The sequence below is a fragment of the Candidatus Neomarinimicrobiota bacterium genome, assembly GCA_034716895.1.
In the GTDB taxonomy this organism is placed as follows: domain Bacteria; phylum Fidelibacterota; class UBA8477; order UBA8477; family JABMPR01; genus JABMPR01.
Genome location: JAYEKW010000027.1, coordinates 1 through 16,157, shown reverse-complemented (window position 1 = coordinate 16,157; position 16,157 = coordinate 1). Strand labels below are relative to the sequence as shown.

Below are 16,157 nucleotides of genomic sequence, written 5' to 3'. Positions count from 1 at the left end.
CTGCACTGGAGATCTTACAGAAATTCAATGTTCGGGTCTGGGGCCAAGCTGAGATCAATACCACCCGCGGCACTTTTCAGGGTACGGTTCTCCCTCGGGCTGAGAATGATGATGACCAACATATCGTCCTGAAGATCGAAACCGGTTACAATATCGGAATTGATATCGTCACCATCGAGAAAATGGTGGAAACGGGTTATCAAAAAGCCAATTACAAAATTCCCGAAAAAGCCTTCCCCTACTCGGATAATAAACCCAATGTGAAACTATTTGGCACTGGTGGCACTATTGCCTCGCGTCTGGATTATCGCACCGGAGCTGTGATCCCGGCCTTTTCGCCCGGTGAACTCTACGGCGCTGTGCCTGAGCTGGCTGATATCTGCAACATTGACACCGAGAAACTATTTGCCGTTTTCAGTGAGAATATGGGACCCGATCAATACAAAATTCTGGCAGAAAGCATCGGCAAAGAAATTGCCAACGGAACCGATGGGATCATGATCGGACACGGTACTGATACATTGCATCATACGGCTGCCGCACTATCCTTTATGGTTCAGGATTCCCCCATTCCCATTATTTTAGTTGGTTCACAACGTTCTTCTGACCGACCCTCATCTGATGCAGCTCTCAACCTGATTCATGCTTCCTACGCCGCTGGTCGTGGTGATATTGCCGAAACACTGGTGTGTATGTTTGGACCTACCTCAGATGAATATGGCTTTCTCCATCGCGGAACTCGGGTCCGCAAAATGCACAGTTCCTACCGCTCAACCTTCCGTACAATCGGTGACACGCCAGTGGCTACTGTCACCCGTCAGGGGCTGGATATCATTAAAAAAGAATACAAACCCCGCCGGAAAGATAAGCAGGTCAAGATTATCCCAACCTTCAACGAGAAGGTTACGATGATGTATTATTACCCCCACATGAAATCAGAGGTTATGGAAGCCCTCATCGATGCTGGATATAAGGGGATCATCATTGTAGGTACCGGTCTGGGCCACGTGAACAAAGAACTCTATCCCGCGCTGAAACGTGCCCAAGCAGAGGGTGTCTCAGTCTTTATGACCCTGCAGACGCTCTGGGGTTACTCCCACATGTTCGTCTATGATACCGGTCGGGATATGATGGCACTTGGTGTGGTTCCTCTGGGAAACATGCTTCCGGAAGTGGCCTGGGTCAAATTGGGTTGGACAATGGGACAAACTGGTGATGTGGAAAAGATCAAAGAGATGATGTTAACGCCCATTAATGATGATATCACCGAACGGGAACCCTATAACGGTTATCTGGTCTACCAGGGGGGCGTCCCCGAAGTTGAGGGCTTTGTGAGGAACTTTAGGAAATAGCGCTGTTTCTTGTTAAAAACCGCAAGAGCGCAGAGACAGAGGTTTTCCCTAACGATCCCCTTGCCTTTATTATTCTTCGTATTCATTTGTGAAAATTAGTGTTCTTCGTGTCAAAAAAATAATGACTAAAATCATCGTCGACTAAGTAATATCAAATGATGATCCCCAACCGGAAAGAATATCTCCAGCAACAAGCCAATTATGGTCAGAAGATCATGGGGGTTTTGCCCGCTCTGTACCCCAAGGAACTGCTGTGGGCTTTTGATATCCTGCCAGCTGAGATCTGGGATCCTCCCGGCGAAATTCTCAGGGCAAATGCCCATTTACAGGCTACTATCTGTCCTGTTGTGAAGCGTAGCCTGGAATTTATCCTAAAAGAGCCTGACATCATCAATGCCGGCTATCTGTTCCCCCATACCTGTGATTCACTCCAAAATCTGGCCACCCAGGTAAAAGACCTCATCGGCATCCCGGCTTCTGTTTATACTTTCTATAACCCCAAGGGGACTTTCAATAAAGCAACCCGACAGTTCTATCTCGACCTGATCACAGACTTTAAAACTATTCTGGAAGTAGAACACGGGCCACTGGATCAGAAAAAATTGGCAACAGTCTGTGAATTGGGCTTTCAGATCGATAGTCGCCGTCTTGAAATTCAAACTGCTCGTCTATCAGATCAACTGGACCTGTCAAATGTGGAGTATTTCCAACTTCTACGAGCTGGTGAATATCTTAGACCAGAGGATTATCTTAATATTCTTGATAAAGTAATGATTCAAGATCAAGCTGTTCATAACCAGACCAGGCGATTACTGCTCTCCGGGATATTACCGCCCCATAACGTCATCCTGACTTTCCTGGATGATCTTGGGGTTACCATTGTTGCCGAAGATCTACTGGCTGGCAGTCGTCGAGTTCCCATTACCCCGCTTGATATCCCGGAAGATCCTTTTGATTATCTAACGGATCGCCATTTCCTCTTGCCTCCCTGCTCCACCCGGGTGAGTGGTCTGGAAGAACGAATTCACTATCTCCAGAAAATGATCGCTGAAAGTCAAGCACATGGTGTTCTCTTCAATATCGTAAAATTCTGTGAACCCGAACTTTTTGATCACCGATTCCTGGTGAAAAACCTAAAACAAGCCGGCAACCCCCTTTTGACTCTGGAAACTGAATTACAGCCTGGCTTCTCTGGACAAGATAAAACCCGCGTTGAAGCCTTTGTTGAAATGTTAACTGAAGAGGTACGGGTTTGAGTCTCACCGGAAAATTAAAATATCAATTCATGAAGGACCTGGGTGCCCCGGCACTCATGTCATTACAAGCTTTAAAAAAACGGCGTCACCGGCCTGTTTCTCCAGCTTTTGGACCTCCATTAAAAACCAATAAACGCCTCAAAGAGATTTTAAGTCGGCATTATTTCCTGGCCCGCTATGTCCCTGGTGCCAAGAAAGTAGCCTGGGTTACCAGTGGTGCCCCGGTTGAGCTACTCCGCGCCTTCGATTTCTATACGATCTATCCGGAAAATCATTCTGCCCTGATTGGCGCCAAAAAACAGGGGGCTGAATACTGTGGTATCGCTGAGAGTGGTGGTTTTAGTCAGGATCTGTGCTCCTACGCCCGCATCGATCTGGGACACCTCATCTCTGGCAAAAGCCCAGCGGGAAAACTGCCTAAACCAGACCTGCTCTTTTGTTCGAACAACATCTGTCAGACGGTGCTCTACTGGTACAAAGCCATCGCCCATGAATTAGATATCCCCCTCATCCATTTTGATGCACCCTTTGTGGCGATTGAACAAACCCCAGCTGATGTTCGTTACATGGCCCAACAACTCCAGGACATGATCCCCATTCTGGAGCAAATTACAGGGAAAATCTTCGACCTTAAGCAGTTCGAGATTATTCTGGAACGCTCTCAGGAAAGCTCGCAAACCTGGGGGGCTATTCTTGAATCAATGCAGGCTAAACCAGCCCCCATGACCATCTTTGATGCCTTTGGCCATTTAGCACCCGTTGTTTCTCTGCGTGGATTACCCGTGGCTCAAGACTATTATCATATTCTTCAGGAGGAAGTTGAAGAACGGGTTCACTTGGGAATTGGTGCCATTACCAATGAGCGATACCGACTGATCTGGGATAACATTGCGGTTTGGTATCAAGTACGTTTTCTCGCTACATTTTTTGCCGAGCGCAATATGAATTTTGTCACAGCCACCTATACCAATGCCTGGGCGGAGACTACTGGATTACTGGATGTAAAAAAACCCTGGACCTCCATGGCTCAAGCCTATGGCCAGATCATCCTCAACAACAACATGAAACATCGACTGGCCCTCATGAAAAAAATGATTACCAATTTTTCGGTTCATGGGATGGTTATGCATTCCACACGCAGTTGTAAACCCTACTCGGTGGGTCAATTCGATCTTAGAAAAGCGTTAAGTAAAGACTTGAACCTCCCTGCTGTGATCCTGGACGCAGATATTGCAGACGAACGGGTCTGGTCGGAACAGCAGATCCAAACCCGTTTAGAAGCCTTTTGCGAAACCCTGGAGGATATTTGACATGTCTGGTCTTTTTTTTGCCGGAGTAGATGTTGGCTCCCTCAGTACTGATGTGGTCATTATTGATGAGGAGGGAAATTCCTTGGCAGAGATAGTGATCCCAACAGGCATCAATGGAGCAGCAGCTGACCAGGCCTTTGAACAGGCGCTGGAACAAGCCCTCCTTACTCAAACTGGGGTCAAAGCCATCACGGCGACGGGCTATGGACGCAGTTCAGTGAGCTTTGCCACGGGAAAGACTACTGAGATCAGTTGTCATGGAGTGGGCGCCCATCACCTCTTTCCCAATACTGGAACCGTTATTGATATTGGGGGTCAGGATAGTAAGGTGATCCAGGTTGATGAAAATGGTCGTATGCTGGATTTCACCATGAATGATAAATGTGCCGCTGGTACGGGTCGTTTTTTGGAGGTAATGGCTGACCGCCTGGAGCTGGGTCTCAATGAGCTGAGTGATCCTCTACATGTCCAGGGTGAAACAGTTCAGATCAGTAGCACCTGTACCGTATTTGCTGAGAGTGAGGTTATCTCGTTATTGGCTAAACATACGCCCAGGGAACAGATCGTGAATGGTTTGCAGCGGTCCATTGTTAATCGAATTTGGAGCATGGTGACCAGCATTGGAATCCAAGGTGAAGTGACACTTACCGGAGGCGTAGCCAATAACAAAGGGCTGGTTGTCGTGTTGGAAGAAAAACTGGGTCAGAAACTTAATGTACCAGACAACCCTCAAACAGTGGGTGCTTTAGGCGCTGCTCATATCGCCAGACGAGGCTATCGTCGGTAGTCTATAAGTTTATTCGGGTATCAGTAACTATTATGTGCCATTCGTGTCTGGTCATGGGTACTTTGGACTGTCAACGCTTCTTAACCAATCAGGAACTTTCAGCGTCAAAGAACATACGAAAACTGGAGGTATCATATGAAACTTGGTCGAATTACAATCCTGATATTGTTAGCCATTACATTGATTCAAGCAAACCCCCGTCGGCGTCACCACCCCCGACCCTATCCCAGCCACCACTATCATAACTCTTGGTATGCCTCGCGCTACACTCCTTACTACTCACATTACCAACCCTATCGATATTACACACCCCTCATTATTACCACTCAAAAGACCACAACTTACCCAACAAATCTGGTCATGTTAACCGTAGATCAAATCGCTAAAGATATTGTGTCTTTGAGTGATCTGTTATCACGAGGTATGATCACTGAAAAAGATTTTAGCCGAGCAAAGAAAACACTCCTAAACAGAATTGGGATGTCCATTAATCCGGATGCGGCAGGACCAACAACAGATTCGATCATCGATCAAATCGAAACACTTTACCACATGCAGTCCGGTCAACTCCTGACCAAAAAAGAATACTTGAAGCAAAAGACCAAGTTATTGGCGTTGATTTAACCCGAATTTTACCCAGGTCTCTCACCAAACATAAAAAGCGTCCTGATGTATCTGGTGGTACTACCCATCGTGTTTGGATATGAAGTCAATTTGGTATTTTATCAAAAATCCCATCAGACTCTTATTAGCCTTTCTTGTAAAAGCTCCTCTAAAGATCGTCTCCCATCTAAAATACAATGGATGAATATTTCATTCTTTCGTACTTGATAAATAATTCGATAGGGTTTGAAGTGAATCTCCAAGTATTCAAATATTCCAACCCTTTCCAGTTCAGGTGGGACATGTCCACGCGCAGGAAGGGTACTCAAACTCAAACAGCTCTTTTGAATTGCATCAAAAATATCCTCAGCACTTTCTATGGAATCATTCCGGGAAATATATGAGTAAATATCAAACAAGTCCTTTTCCGCATCTTCAATAACGTAGACTTCATAGGTTTTGACCATAGGATTAACGATGCAACTTATTCTTGATGTCTGCAAAAGCCTTTGTAGCAGGTTTGAACTTTTTCTTTCCAAGATTTGCAGAACTTTGGGCCAAAATCTTTAGAAGAGCCAGACTCTCTTGATTCTGTTCATACACTTCAATATCCTGAAGTATGGCTTTTGCCTCTCCATTTAGAGTGATAATCATTGTGTCATGATTTGTACTTACATCACGAATGATTTCCGATGCATGAGCTTTTAAATAGCTGATTGGCTTTATCGCTTTACTGTATTTCATACTGTCTCCATTTATATGACTATAATATGGTTTGTATATTGGTCGCATACAAGTATTGCGTTTCGGAACCCACTATAAATGTATCAAGTTTTATCCATCATTCCTCGCCATTTCTTCTTTTGATCAACGGCCCCGTTCACTGATTGTAATAGCTTTAATAACTTGCACAACATTTAAACACTCCTATACTAGAGTGAACTGGCAACAAGTATGACATGACATCCACAATTTTCTATACAGAAATAGTCGCTTCTATGGAAATCAATTGAGAAAACCATTTCTCATATCAATCATAAAAAAGGAAAACAACATGAAAAAAGTATCACTCAGTATTTTATTTTTACTGTTAAGTATCGGTTTGTTTGCAGGGCTGCCCGTGGGCCAAAATGCGCCTCTGCTTACTCTCTCCGGCGATGAAGGCGGTAGAGTTGATGATTCTGCCTGGAGCAGTAATGAACTAGTTGGAAAAGTTTGGGTTGTGGTGCATGCTGATCCCGATGAGAGTGATCTGAACAATGCTGCCACTGAAGCCCTGAAAGCTGAAGATTATCCGGATGATATCTATGGTTCAACTGCCATCATCAATATGGCCGCTACCTGGAAACCAAATTTTGCCATCGATATGATCCTTTCCGGTAAACAGGAAGATTATCCCAGTACCGTGTATGTACGAGATATTGACAACAAGGTTGGAAAAGTCTGGGGTCTGGCAGACGACTCAAACAACATTACTGTTTTCGATCCCAGCGGTAAAGTAATCTTTGCTGTTGAAGGTCAATTATCAGCTGCTGATATTAAAACAATGATCAGCTTGATCGATGCTGAAATTGATCTACTGAACAATCCACCAGCACCTGAAGTTGAAGAAGCTGTCGAAGTTGAAGACCCTGAAATGACCCCTCCAGAGGGCGGCTCCAACCGATAAGCTCTACTTTAACCTCGCTGCATTTACTAAAAGACCGCTTCAGGATTGGAGCGGTCTTTTTTCACCCTGACAAATACAATCAGAAATAATACTATTTTTAGTTCCAAATTGGTATTACCCTTCGCAAGATTCTTTTCCCTTGTTACAAGCAAATGTTTATTTAATTAGGGCTGTCAGAAAGATTGAACTGAAAACTCAATAGATAGCTTTCGAATAGACTCTGACTCTACGAAAAGGATAAAAAATGTCAAAATCAAAATGGACCACCCAAAATATTCCTGACCAAAGTGGTCGGGTCATCATCATTACCGGGGCCAATAGTGGAATCGGTTTCGAAGCTGCCAAAGCGCTGGCAGAGAAAAATGCTGAAATCATTCTCGCGGTAAGAAATCAGGAGAAGGGCGAGACAGCCATAGCTCAAATTCAAAAAGAGCTTCCAAAAGCCAAGCTCTCGGTACGTCTTTTGGATCTTGCCAATCTGGCCTCTGTAAAAACTTTTGCTGATCAATTCAATGCAGACTTTCAACAGCTCGATCTGTTGATCAACAATGCCGGAATCATGGTGCCACCCTACGGCAAAACCGTTGACGGATTCGAATCTCAATTCGGTACCAATCATTTAGGGCATTTCGCCCTGACAGCCCAACTCTACACTCAGCTGAGATCAACACCCAACAGTCGCATTATAAACGTAAGCAGCAATGCTCACAAAATGGGTAAGCTTGATTTTGATGATCTCAATTGGGGGAAACGTCGTTATATGGCCTGGAAGGCTTATGGTGACAGCAAAATTGCTAATCTTTATTTCACTTATGAGTTATCTCGAAAAATTCAGGCTGCCGGTGATTCAATCGTGGTGACAGCCGCCCATCCCGGATTAACAGCCAGCAACCTGGCCAAAGGGGCTGTGATTCAATTTTTCAACACTATTTTTGCTCAAGATGGTCCTATGGGTGCCCTCCCGACCCTCATGGCTGCTGTAGAGCCCTCTGCAAAAAGTGGAAACTATTACGGGCCTTCAGGTATGTCTGAATGGCGAGGGTATCCCAAGCTGGTTTCTTCCAATAAATTATCACATGATGTGGATATCGCTGCAAAGTTGTGGACTATTTCTGAGGAACTGACTGGAGTGAAATTTCAGATTTGATGATGTTGGTTGGACGGAAACCAACGATTTAAATCGCGGGTTTCTGATGATCGTAGGTGCCGTAGGGGTATTTCATTTACCTTGATGTTTCAGCAACCATTTCACAGCACCTCTGGTATTGCGCCAGACATGTCGGGCATACATGGCATAATAATCGGCCTCTTCTTCACTACCCAAACCATAATGCTCAGCTAAACCTTTTACCGGCTTGTGAGAAAGTATTTTTTTTGACACGTGGGGATTTTCCATCACCGCTTCTTGTAGTTTTGCATTGGCTATCTCACTGTCACCTTCTGTTTTAAAGGCAAGGAGGGCTCGATTAAAGAGAGCGTAGGCTCCGATATCTTCAGGGAACAGGTCAGCATACTTATTAAATTTCTCAATATCACCCAATTGAATCAAGTACAGTAGGAGTAAATCTCTAACCCCCTGGTTATCATTGGGATTCAGATCAATCAATTCCTCTTGAATGGTGACACATTCTCTAATCTGCCTGGCGGTATATAGGCAATCCGAATAATATTGAAGACAGCGCATGAAGGGGCGCGTTTCATGGATACCCCAGAAGTACCCGCGATTGTCCTCCAGAAATTCACCCCCGAATATCCGCCGACCAATATTAATCCCCCGTTTGTAATAACCTTTCGCTTTGGAGCTTGAGATTTCGTTTAGACCCAGGTATTCATAACCTGCAATACAATCCGGGTCAAGTTTTATGGCTTCAAGTGCCTTGCGCCGACCTTCTCTTGGGTGGTATTCATAAGCTTCAGAGACCAAATCTTCCGCTTGCTGAGCGATGCTTAATTCGTCATCTTCAATAACTGGATACTCCCCACTGTTGATCCGGTCCATTAAAGCATTCATCTCTGCTTCAGTTTTCGGTCTTTCCTTATCGATGATACGATGGATGTCTCTCATCATCTTTTCGTGACTGGGTTGCATGATGTTCCTTTAGTTTAATGATGTTATGCAACGGCTGGTCATGTAATTTACGACTAGCTTATGATGTTACAATATTATTGAAAATCTGCGCTAAATAATTTTTATTCTCTTCAATAAACACGATATGGTTATTTGTAAAATCTTGCCTGGTAGCTTTGCCATCACTCCAGACCTTCATGGCCTTATCAATAGTGGTTATGGAAAGTATGTAAGCAGTTATCGAAACAGTGAACTGCGAGTTATTCTTTTTGAGATTGGCCTGTATGGCTTTCTCCAATTCAGGTGTATCGGTCTTGCACCACAGCACTTTAGGATTGTTAAAATTTGTTTCCCCTAGTAGAATTCCCTTGGGATCAAGAAAATAAAATAATTTTGACATTTCTTAAACTAATCCTTGATACTAGCGGACCAAACAGAAAGGCGCAGATCACTCTGCGCCTTTCTGTCCCTGGAGGACTTAGTTTCTCTAAGCTACCCAGAGCTAATTGCCGTGGGCCTGCCATTTCGAGCGGTTCCGGAGGCTCTTTAAGGACAATATCCTTGTGATTATTTCATCAACATCAACTTCTTCGTTAATTTTACGTCTCCAGCCATAAGGGTGTAGAAGTAGAGACCTGAGGAAAGGGTTGAACCATCAAACGTAACCTGATGTGACCCCGCAGGCTGAAAAGTATTTACCAAGCGGGCTACTTCCCGACCTCTTAAATCATGGATCGTTAACTCGACCTGGGCACTCACAGGAATCTTAAAACGAATTACTGTACTTGGATTAAATGGGTTGGGATAATTTTGCTCCAACTGATAGGCCAATGGTCTGACCTCCAGCATAGGATCAATACTTGTTACCGCTTCATGACCAAAGAGCCCAACACCAGTCCCCACCAACAGATCATCATAATAAATAAACTGGATATCTGTACCAACTGGATATTCATAGTAAACGGCCCAGGCAATGGCACCTTCTTCAAACACGTAAATAATATTGTCGATGGCCATATAGAGATCATGGTTGACCTCATCATAGGTGATGGCCTTGGCAGCGTTTGGGTACACCAGACCCGATGAGGTCAATGACTCCCAGTAAGTATCGCCAACCGCCTTTTTATAGGAGCGGACACTGGTTCCGGAGGCATCCGTTCCGCAAGCAAAGATCGTATCACTTTCTGAAACGTACAAATCCATAATAGTAGCTGCGATTGGATAAGTGGCACTCAGAAATAAATCTGAGGTAACCGTCCAGCTTCCAGCATTTTCTTCACAACGATAGACACCATTCACCGTTCCGTAAGTGGTATTGCGTTCAACACCAACATAAGCTACCGTATTACCAGATTCTTCGACTACGACAATGTCCAGGACATCGATTCCCGTGATTGGAAAATCGCCACCCGTTATCTGAGTCCAGGACCAACTTGTTCCAGAAGGTGTTCCAACAAAAACACCACCCAATGAATCATCTGGTTCATCCCAGTCCTCTGCATCATAGATACCCACGAACAGGCGTTCGCTTCCATACGTGTTATCAGTGGCAATGGCTGTAACTCTGGATCCATAGGTCCAGGTCCAGTAGGGATAGGCACCATCCTGATGCGCTTCAAAGATTCGCTCATAGCTCATAGGATCATCCACATCACCACTGGCTGTTTCATAACGAAAGACATTTCCACTGGAATTGCCCATGTAGGCCGTATCAGCACCCGCTGTACAGGTTACTACATCATAAGGTGTGCTGTCCCAGTCCGGCCAGATCGGTTCGGTCCAGACTACGGAGCTGGTTCCATAATCACTAACATACCAAATACCGGATTTTGAAGCTACCCAGGCGGTAGTTTTGCTGGTATCCATGGCAAAGTCATTGACCTGAACGGCCAACAAGCCATCGTTGATCTCATCCACACCTGATAGGACATGATCGTACATCCCCATGCCCCAATCGGTTCTCACATAGGCAATACTTTTATCATTTGGATCAGCAGCCAACGCTCCATCGGCACCCCCATGCATGGACCAGGAAACGCCCTTATCATCTGACATAATGCGACTATAATAGAGGTTATAGCTAGCGGAATCCCCCGGTGCCTTAAAGTCACCTCGCCCAGCATCTTCAGCAATAATTTGGGTTGTCCAACTCGTCCCACCATCATCTGAACTTGAAATACGGGTTTCATAACCGGATGAGTTTCCTTCGTAGCTGGCGGCATAATAGTGACCATCAGGAGCCACGATAAAGGAAGAATATTCATAGCCTGTACTGGCTAGATCTGTTGTCGTGACCGTTGAAAAGGTTGTTGATGTATTAAATGAGCGAAAAGCATCACTTGATTTATAAAGCAGAGGTGGTTCCTCAGGAACAAAGACATAGAGGTATTCATCATAAGGACTGATGACGATCTGAACAGGAAACCGAGGCATCCACGAGGCAATGGCTATGGTGGTTGATTGAATGGTTCCCACTCCGCCAGATGCATCGATATCTGCAAAAAATATATCCTGACCACTGCCACCCATAACCTGGTAAAATAAATGGCCATCCCGAGCTTGAATGGCTTCAATCATGACACTATCAACGGTATATATGGAAGCGGCGAGAGGTGATGCTGCAATCACACCACCCCCTTGCAAACCAGCAAAGACGTAACCACTATAGGCATCACTGGCAAAAGCCCGCAATACGCCAAAATCATCATCCCAATCCAGGTCCGGTACGGTATTCCAACCACTAAAAAGGGGATTCGATCCGGAGTGATCAACATCAGCATAGAACATGGAATTAGCACTCATGGTAGAGGCATAAATTCTCGTCGTGTTTGCATCCAGCGGTGCTGCATGTAATTCTTCAATATAACCACCATAAACCGGCTCTGCCTGAGGGGCTTCCTGGGAAAATCCAGCGAGACTCAACAACATTCCAAAACCAAATATGAGTTGTAACTTCTTCATTATTTCTTTCTCCAAACTTTACTTTGACAATTCATTCTCATATATCATTTAATAACCATTCCTAAACAACAGGAATATAGAAAAGCTCTGATAAGTATACGTGATACACTTAACACAAGACCTGAATTTCAATGCAAACCAACTAAAACTGGATGGTTTGTGAGCAACGTCACCTTTTGGTATTGCTCAAGGCCCACCGACCACTCTGTGAATTCTGTCTTGAAGCACCTCTTTCACGAATTATATTCTCGCCGCTTTTTATTACTAAGCTGTACATTTTTCTACAGCGAATAGAACGAAGAAGACGAAATATATTATAATTGCCTCTCTGACACAAAAGAACCTTCCTATATCCATGACCATATTGCATAAAGACCTAACAAACAAGATTACAGAGGCCGCTCTAGATGTCCAAAAGGAATTATACCATTTTCGGTTCCAAATACGTTTCAAACGGTTCACCAAGTAAAACGGTCCTGATTAATGAGAATTTTTAAAGGCTTTTTTCGTAAATTTCGTCAGATTCGTTGTAAACCTGCATTATTCATGAATTATTGCCACGAAGACACTAAGTCACGAAAAGTATTAAAGTTATGAACAAGGTCATTTTAAACAGTATTATTTACATCTGTGAGTGATAATTTTTGATAAGCATATATTTTATTAAACTTTGTGTCTTGGTGACTTAGTGGCTATGAATTATTCAGGTAAAAAAGAATCTGTTTGATATGAAACTATAAATAATAATGGAGATTTATAAAAAATGACAAAACATGTTTTTCAAACTGAAGTGAATGAATTGCTGCACCTCATTGTTCATTCAATGTATTCCCACAAAGAGATCTTTTTACGTGAACTCGTATCAAATGCATCAGATGCTCTGGACAAGCTGAAATACTTAACCCTGACCCAGGATGAATTCAAGAAAATCGATTTTGACCCCCGGGTTGATATTTCTTTCAATGATTCTGATGAGGGTCGCTCCATCACCATCAAAGATTCCGGGATCGGTATGAATGAGGAAGATCTGATCGAACATCTGGGTACCATTGCCCGTTCCGGTACGAAAAACTTTCTGGGCAAACTCACTGGAGATGCCAAAAAAGACTCCAACCTCATTGGTCAGTTTGGGGTGGGCTTTTACTCCTGTTTTATGGTAGCTGACGAGATCGAGGTTATCACTCGCAAGGCTGGTGAAGAAAACGCCTATCGTTGGGTTAGTGACGGCAAGAGCGGTTTTGAGATCGAGTCAACTGTCAAAAAAGAGACTGGAACTGAGATCACCCTGCATCTTAATGAAGAGGGCCGGGAATACGCCAACCGCTGGTCTATTACTGAAATTCTGAAGAAATATTCCAATCACATCGCTTTTCCCATCAACCTTGAATACGAAGAAAGTACTTTTGATGGTGAAGGTGATGATAAAAAAGAGATCAAAGAATTAAAAACAGAGCAGGTCAATGATGCAACTGCCTTTTGGAAGCAACCTAAAGGTAGTCTGAAAAAGAAGGATTATAACGAATTCTATAAGACTTTCACCAATGACTTTCAAGATCCAGCTTTGCATATCCATACTCAGGCTGAAGGTACTCTGGATTACACCACGCTATTTTTCGTTCCGGAAAAAGCCCCTGCTGATCTCTTCTATGCTGATTACAAACCTGGTGTTAAACTCTATGTGAAGCGGGTCTTTATCACCGATGATGAAAAAGAACTTCTGCCAACTTATCTGCGTTTTGTGAAGGGAATCATCGATTCAGAAGATCTGCCTTTGAATGTAAGTCGTGAGATATTGCAACAGAATCGTATCCTGGATAACATCCGGAAAGCATCTGTGAAAAAGATATTAAAGTCCTTCCAGTCGCTGGCCAAAAAGGACAAGGACTATCTCAAATTTTACGAACAGTTCGGTCGTCCCATTAAAGAGGGTTATTACCAGGATCGGGATAATCGTGAACTTTTGGAAAAGCTGGTTCGTTTTAAATCTACAAAGGTTGATGGCTTTACCACGCTGGAAGATTATGTGAGCCGAATGCAGAAAGATCAGAAGGGTATCTATTATATCACCGGTGACAATGAAGCCACTTTGCGTCTCTCACCTCTGATTGAAATGTACACCAAAAAAGATATTGAAGTTCTCATCGCTGATGATGAGATCGATGAAATTATCATTCCTGGTGCAGCCAAATTTGGTGACCATGATTTTAAGTCAGTGAATCGCAGTAATGCTGGCGATGAGTTGAAAAAAGACGATGAGCCAACTGATACTGAAACCATTGAGAAGGAACTCAAACCATTCATCAAGAAGGTTAAAAAGGTGCTCGGTGACCGAGTCAAGGATGTGAAAGTTTCATCCCGTCTCACTGATTCACCCTCAGTGCTGGTGGCAGATGCGGAAGATCCCACTTTCCAAATGCAGGAAATGATGCGAGCCATGGGTCAGATGGACATGCCTGATGCAAAGCCGATCCTGGAGATCAATCTGGATCATCCCATCCTGAAAAAGATGAAGGATATGCGCAAGTCCAAGGATTTCGACAATGCCACTGAGTTGTTATACGAACAGGCCATGCTGTTGGAAGGTATGAAACTGGAAAACCCGGCAGCCTTCGTCAAACGCCTGAATGAGGTTCTGACCAAGTCTTTGTAAAAGCAATAACTTCAGAAAGCACTAAGAATACTGAGCTTTTTAGGGCTCTTTGCGAAATGTATTTCTAAAGAACTTCGCAAGGGTAGGTCATTAACTACAAACGAAAAGTATAGATATTTAGCTGGCCTGAGATAGCCGTATGCATCAGGAGTCATCACCTCGCAGCAGTGTAAGTTCTTTTGCCACGAAGACATCCATCTTCGCTCGAAGAGCTGCGCCGGACAAGCAAAGGCTCAAAGAGCCATTCAGGGATTTTATAGAACATAGTGCCTTAGTGACTTTGTGGCTATATATGTAAAATATACTTACGGATAACATGGGCCGGTTTGATAGTATCAAGCAGCCTCCACGCTTTGAATTATCCGAAGGTAGGGGCTGTTTTATTTGAGGCTGCTTTTGTCTTTCTGAACGCCAGTGTAAAAGCCCACTTTAAGGATAATATCTTACTGCAAGTGGGGATCCTTCAATCTTTGACCTCCTGGATAACTAATAAAAATGGTCTCGCTGAATTCCTGAAATGATATCCACCAAGTCACTTGGTCGCATATTGTTATCAGTGGCCAGGTTTTTTATCGATTCATCCCTTGAGGCTCGTATTCCTGCTTCCTGTAATCTATGGAGCGCCTGTTCTGGATCCACCTCAAGCTGGGAACACATTTCTGCTACCGTCATGCGCCCATAGCCTCTCCCCTGCATACTGGCAGTCTCTGATTTCTTTTTCTGTAGTTTCATTTGCTCTAAAAGTGTACTGGGTGTAGTGCCGTATTGGACTGCAAGGTCTTTAACCACTTGATCTTGATGCGCATCTACTCCATGGGCAGACAGATTAGACAGTAAAATGACCACATCTTTATCTATAGTTTGAGCCAATTCTTTCAGGGTTAGATCCTCTGCGTGGGGTACCGGGGGTTCATTCTGCTGGGTAGCCCAGCTATCCTTAATGCTTTCTCCAAAATCCAGCACGGTAGTAAATGGGGGTATTTCAGTTAGAATTAACCCGAACAGGACAACTGTCACCAGGACTGAAATCCATAATTCTGATCGTATTTTAATTTTCTGATTTCTTCGGGTTTTCAAATAAGCCATGAGCGGTTTCCAGTTGAAATAGATATGAAACAGCATGGCAATCAAGAGGAGAAAGGTGAAGATCGTGTGTAAAGCCTGCCATTGGGATTTCTCGAGTCCCAGGATTGGAATACGACTCCAGTTTGCGATCCGTCCTGGTGGCCCAATGTAAAGAATCGCCCCCGAAACCGCAATAATGATACCTGAGAAAGTCATGTAGAGACTGATAAAGCTGCGCCAGTTGAATTTTCGTTTAAAACCTGTCATTTGACTATTTCCTTCGCTCTAATATTTTAAAAATCACTCATACATTATACCCATAGTCCAATAGCCGTGCCAACAGATCATGTCAATGCTTGCTGTTCAGCACATACTGTTATAATTAATACACATGCAACTGTACATTCAGTGACTGTTAGAGATTTTATATTGTCAG

At 43.8% G+C, this 16,157-nt stretch carries 14 protein-coding genes; 8 read left to right on the top strand and 6 right to left on the bottom strand.

Annotated elements, in window-relative coordinates:
* The 5 genes from gatD to U9Q77_02135 all read left to right on the top strand — a co-directional run.
* Positions 1 to 1,352 (top strand): Glu-tRNA(Gln) amidotransferase subunit GatD (gene gatD, locus U9Q77_02155; GenBank protein ID MEA3286167.1); only part of this gene is annotated, 1,352 nt, incomplete at its 5' end.
* Positions 1,353 to 1,507: 155 nt separating this feature from the next.
* Positions 1,508 to 2,608: a 2-hydroxyacyl-CoA dehydratase family protein gene (locus U9Q77_02150; GenBank protein ID MEA3286166.1), complete on the top strand. Its 1,101-nt coding sequence runs from the start codon at positions 1,508 to 1,510 to the stop codon at positions 2,606 to 2,608.
* Complete coding sequence (locus U9Q77_02145) at positions 2,605 to 3,918, top strand: 2-hydroxyacyl-CoA dehydratase (GenBank protein ID MEA3286165.1); 1,314 nt, start codon at positions 2,605 to 2,607, stop codon at positions 3,916 to 3,918. Before U9Q77_02150 ends, U9Q77_02145 begins: the two co-directional genes overlap by 4 nt.
* A 1-nt stretch (position 3,919) precedes the next feature.
* The gene (locus tag U9Q77_02140) at positions 3,920 to 4,705 is read left to right on the top strand and encodes an acyl-CoA dehydratase activase (protein MEA3286164.1); all 786 of its coding nucleotides are present in this window, start codon (positions 3,920 to 3,922) and stop codon (positions 4,703 to 4,705) included.
* 135 nt (positions 4,706 to 4,840) lie between these two features.
* A complete protein-coding gene (locus tag U9Q77_02135; GenBank protein MEA3286163.1) occupies positions 4,841 to 5,329 on the top strand; it encodes a hypothetical protein in 489 nt (162 codons plus the stop codon).
* A gap of 113 nt (positions 5,330 to 5,442) precedes the next feature.
* On the opposite strand, the gene U9Q77_02130 is transcribed toward U9Q77_02135, so the two are convergent.
* On the bottom strand, positions 5,443 to 5,775 hold the full coding sequence (locus tag U9Q77_02130; GenBank protein ID MEA3286162.1) for a type II toxin-antitoxin system RelE/ParE family toxin: 333 nt from the start codon (positions 5,773 to 5,775) through the stop codon (positions 5,443 to 5,445).
* A 4-nt stretch (positions 5,776 to 5,779) separates the two neighbouring features.
* The gene (locus U9Q77_02125) at positions 5,780 to 6,052 is read right to left on the bottom strand and encodes a type II toxin-antitoxin system Phd/YefM family antitoxin (protein ID MEA3286161.1); all 273 of its coding nucleotides are present in this window, start codon (positions 6,050 to 6,052) and stop codon (positions 5,780 to 5,782) included.
* Positions 6,053 to 6,362: 310 nt separating this feature from the next.
* Here U9Q77_02125 and U9Q77_02120 point away from each other — a divergent pair, with 310 nt between their 5' ends.
* Together U9Q77_02120 and U9Q77_02115 are read left to right on the top strand one after the other, a co-directional pair.
* The gene (locus tag U9Q77_02120) at positions 6,363 to 6,977 is read left to right on the top strand and encodes a YtfJ family protein (GenBank protein ID MEA3286160.1); all 615 of its coding nucleotides are present in this window, start codon (positions 6,363 to 6,365) and stop codon (positions 6,975 to 6,977) included.
* A 244-nt stretch (positions 6,978 to 7,221) separates the two neighbouring features.
* The gene (locus tag U9Q77_02115; GenBank protein ID MEA3286159.1) at positions 7,222 to 8,124 is read left to right on the top strand and encodes an oxidoreductase; all 903 of its coding nucleotides are present in this window, start codon (positions 7,222 to 7,224) and stop codon (positions 8,122 to 8,124) included.
* Positions 8,125 to 8,196: 72 nt separating this feature from the next.
* Here U9Q77_02115 and U9Q77_02110 read toward each other — a convergent pair whose 3' ends face one another.
* The 3 genes from U9Q77_02110 to U9Q77_02100 all read right to left on the bottom strand — a co-directional run bounded on the left by U9Q77_02110 (position 8,197) and on the right by U9Q77_02100 (position 12,006).
* Positions 8,197 to 9,066, bottom strand: coding sequence for a hypothetical protein (locus U9Q77_02110; protein MEA3286158.1), 870 nt, complete (start codon positions 9,064 to 9,066; stop codon positions 8,197 to 8,199).
* A 58-nt stretch (positions 9,067 to 9,124) separates the two neighbouring features.
* On the bottom strand, positions 9,125 to 9,445 hold the full coding sequence (locus U9Q77_02105) for a hypothetical protein (GenBank protein MEA3286157.1): 321 nt from the start codon (positions 9,443 to 9,445) through the stop codon (positions 9,125 to 9,127).
* Between the two features lie 167 nt (positions 9,446 to 9,612).
* Positions 9,613 to 12,006: a T9SS type A sorting domain-containing protein gene (locus U9Q77_02100; protein MEA3286156.1), complete on the bottom strand. Its 2,394-nt coding sequence runs from the start codon at positions 12,004 to 12,006 to the stop codon at positions 9,613 to 9,615.
* Positions 12,007 to 12,769: 763 nt separating this feature from the next.
* Here U9Q77_02100 and htpG point away from each other — a divergent pair.
* Entirely contained in the window at positions 12,770 to 14,656 is a 1,887-nt protein-coding gene (gene htpG, locus U9Q77_02095) for a molecular chaperone HtpG (GenBank protein ID MEA3286155.1), read from the top strand.
* 486 nt (positions 14,657 to 15,142) lie between these two features.
* Here the strand turns inward: htpG and U9Q77_02090 are convergent, their stop codons facing one another.
* Positions 15,143 to 15,988, bottom strand: coding sequence for a DUF4405 domain-containing protein (locus U9Q77_02090; GenBank protein MEA3286154.1), 846 nt, complete (start codon positions 15,986 to 15,988; stop codon positions 15,143 to 15,145).
* Between the last annotated feature and the right edge of the window lie 169 nt (positions 15,989 to 16,157).

Coding starts and splice junctions, on each gene's coding strand:
- U9Q77_02120 (MEA3286160.1), top strand. CDS start 6,363: ATGAAAAAAGTATCACTCAGTATTTTATTTTTACTGTTAAGTATCGGT.
- U9Q77_02110 (MEA3286158.1), bottom strand. CDS start 9,066: ATGCAACCCAGTCACGAAAAGATGATGAGAGACATCCATCGTATCATC.
- U9Q77_02135 (MEA3286163.1), top strand. CDS start 4,841: ATGAAACTTGGTCGAATTACAATCCTGATATTGTTAGCCATTACATTG.
- U9Q77_02105 (MEA3286157.1), bottom strand. CDS start 9,445: ATGTCAAAATTATTTTATTTTCTTGATCCCAAGGGAATTCTACTAGGG.
- U9Q77_02150 (MEA3286166.1), top strand. CDS start 1,508: ATGATGATCCCCAACCGGAAAGAATATCTCCAGCAACAAGCCAATTAT.
- U9Q77_02125 (MEA3286161.1), bottom strand. CDS start 6,052: ATGAAATACAGTAAAGCGATAAAGCCAATCAGCTATTTAAAAGCTCAT.
- U9Q77_02130 (MEA3286162.1), bottom strand. CDS start 5,775: ATGGTCAAAACCTATGAAGTCTACGTTATTGAAGATGCGGAAAAGGAC.
- htpG (MEA3286155.1), top strand. CDS start 12,770: ATGACAAAACATGTTTTTCAAACTGAAGTGAATGAATTGCTGCACCTC.
- U9Q77_02100 (MEA3286156.1), bottom strand. CDS start 12,006: ATGAAGAAGTTACAACTCATATTTGGTTTTGGAATGTTGTTGAGTCTC.
- U9Q77_02115 (MEA3286159.1), top strand. CDS start 7,222: ATGTCAAAATCAAAATGGACCACCCAAAATATTCCTGACCAAAGTGGT.
- U9Q77_02090 (MEA3286154.1), bottom strand. CDS start 15,988: ATGACAGGTTTTAAACGAAAATTCAACTGGCGCAGCTTTATCAGTCTC.
- U9Q77_02140 (MEA3286164.1), top strand. CDS start 3,920: ATGTCTGGTCTTTTTTTTGCCGGAGTAGATGTTGGCTCCCTCAGTACT.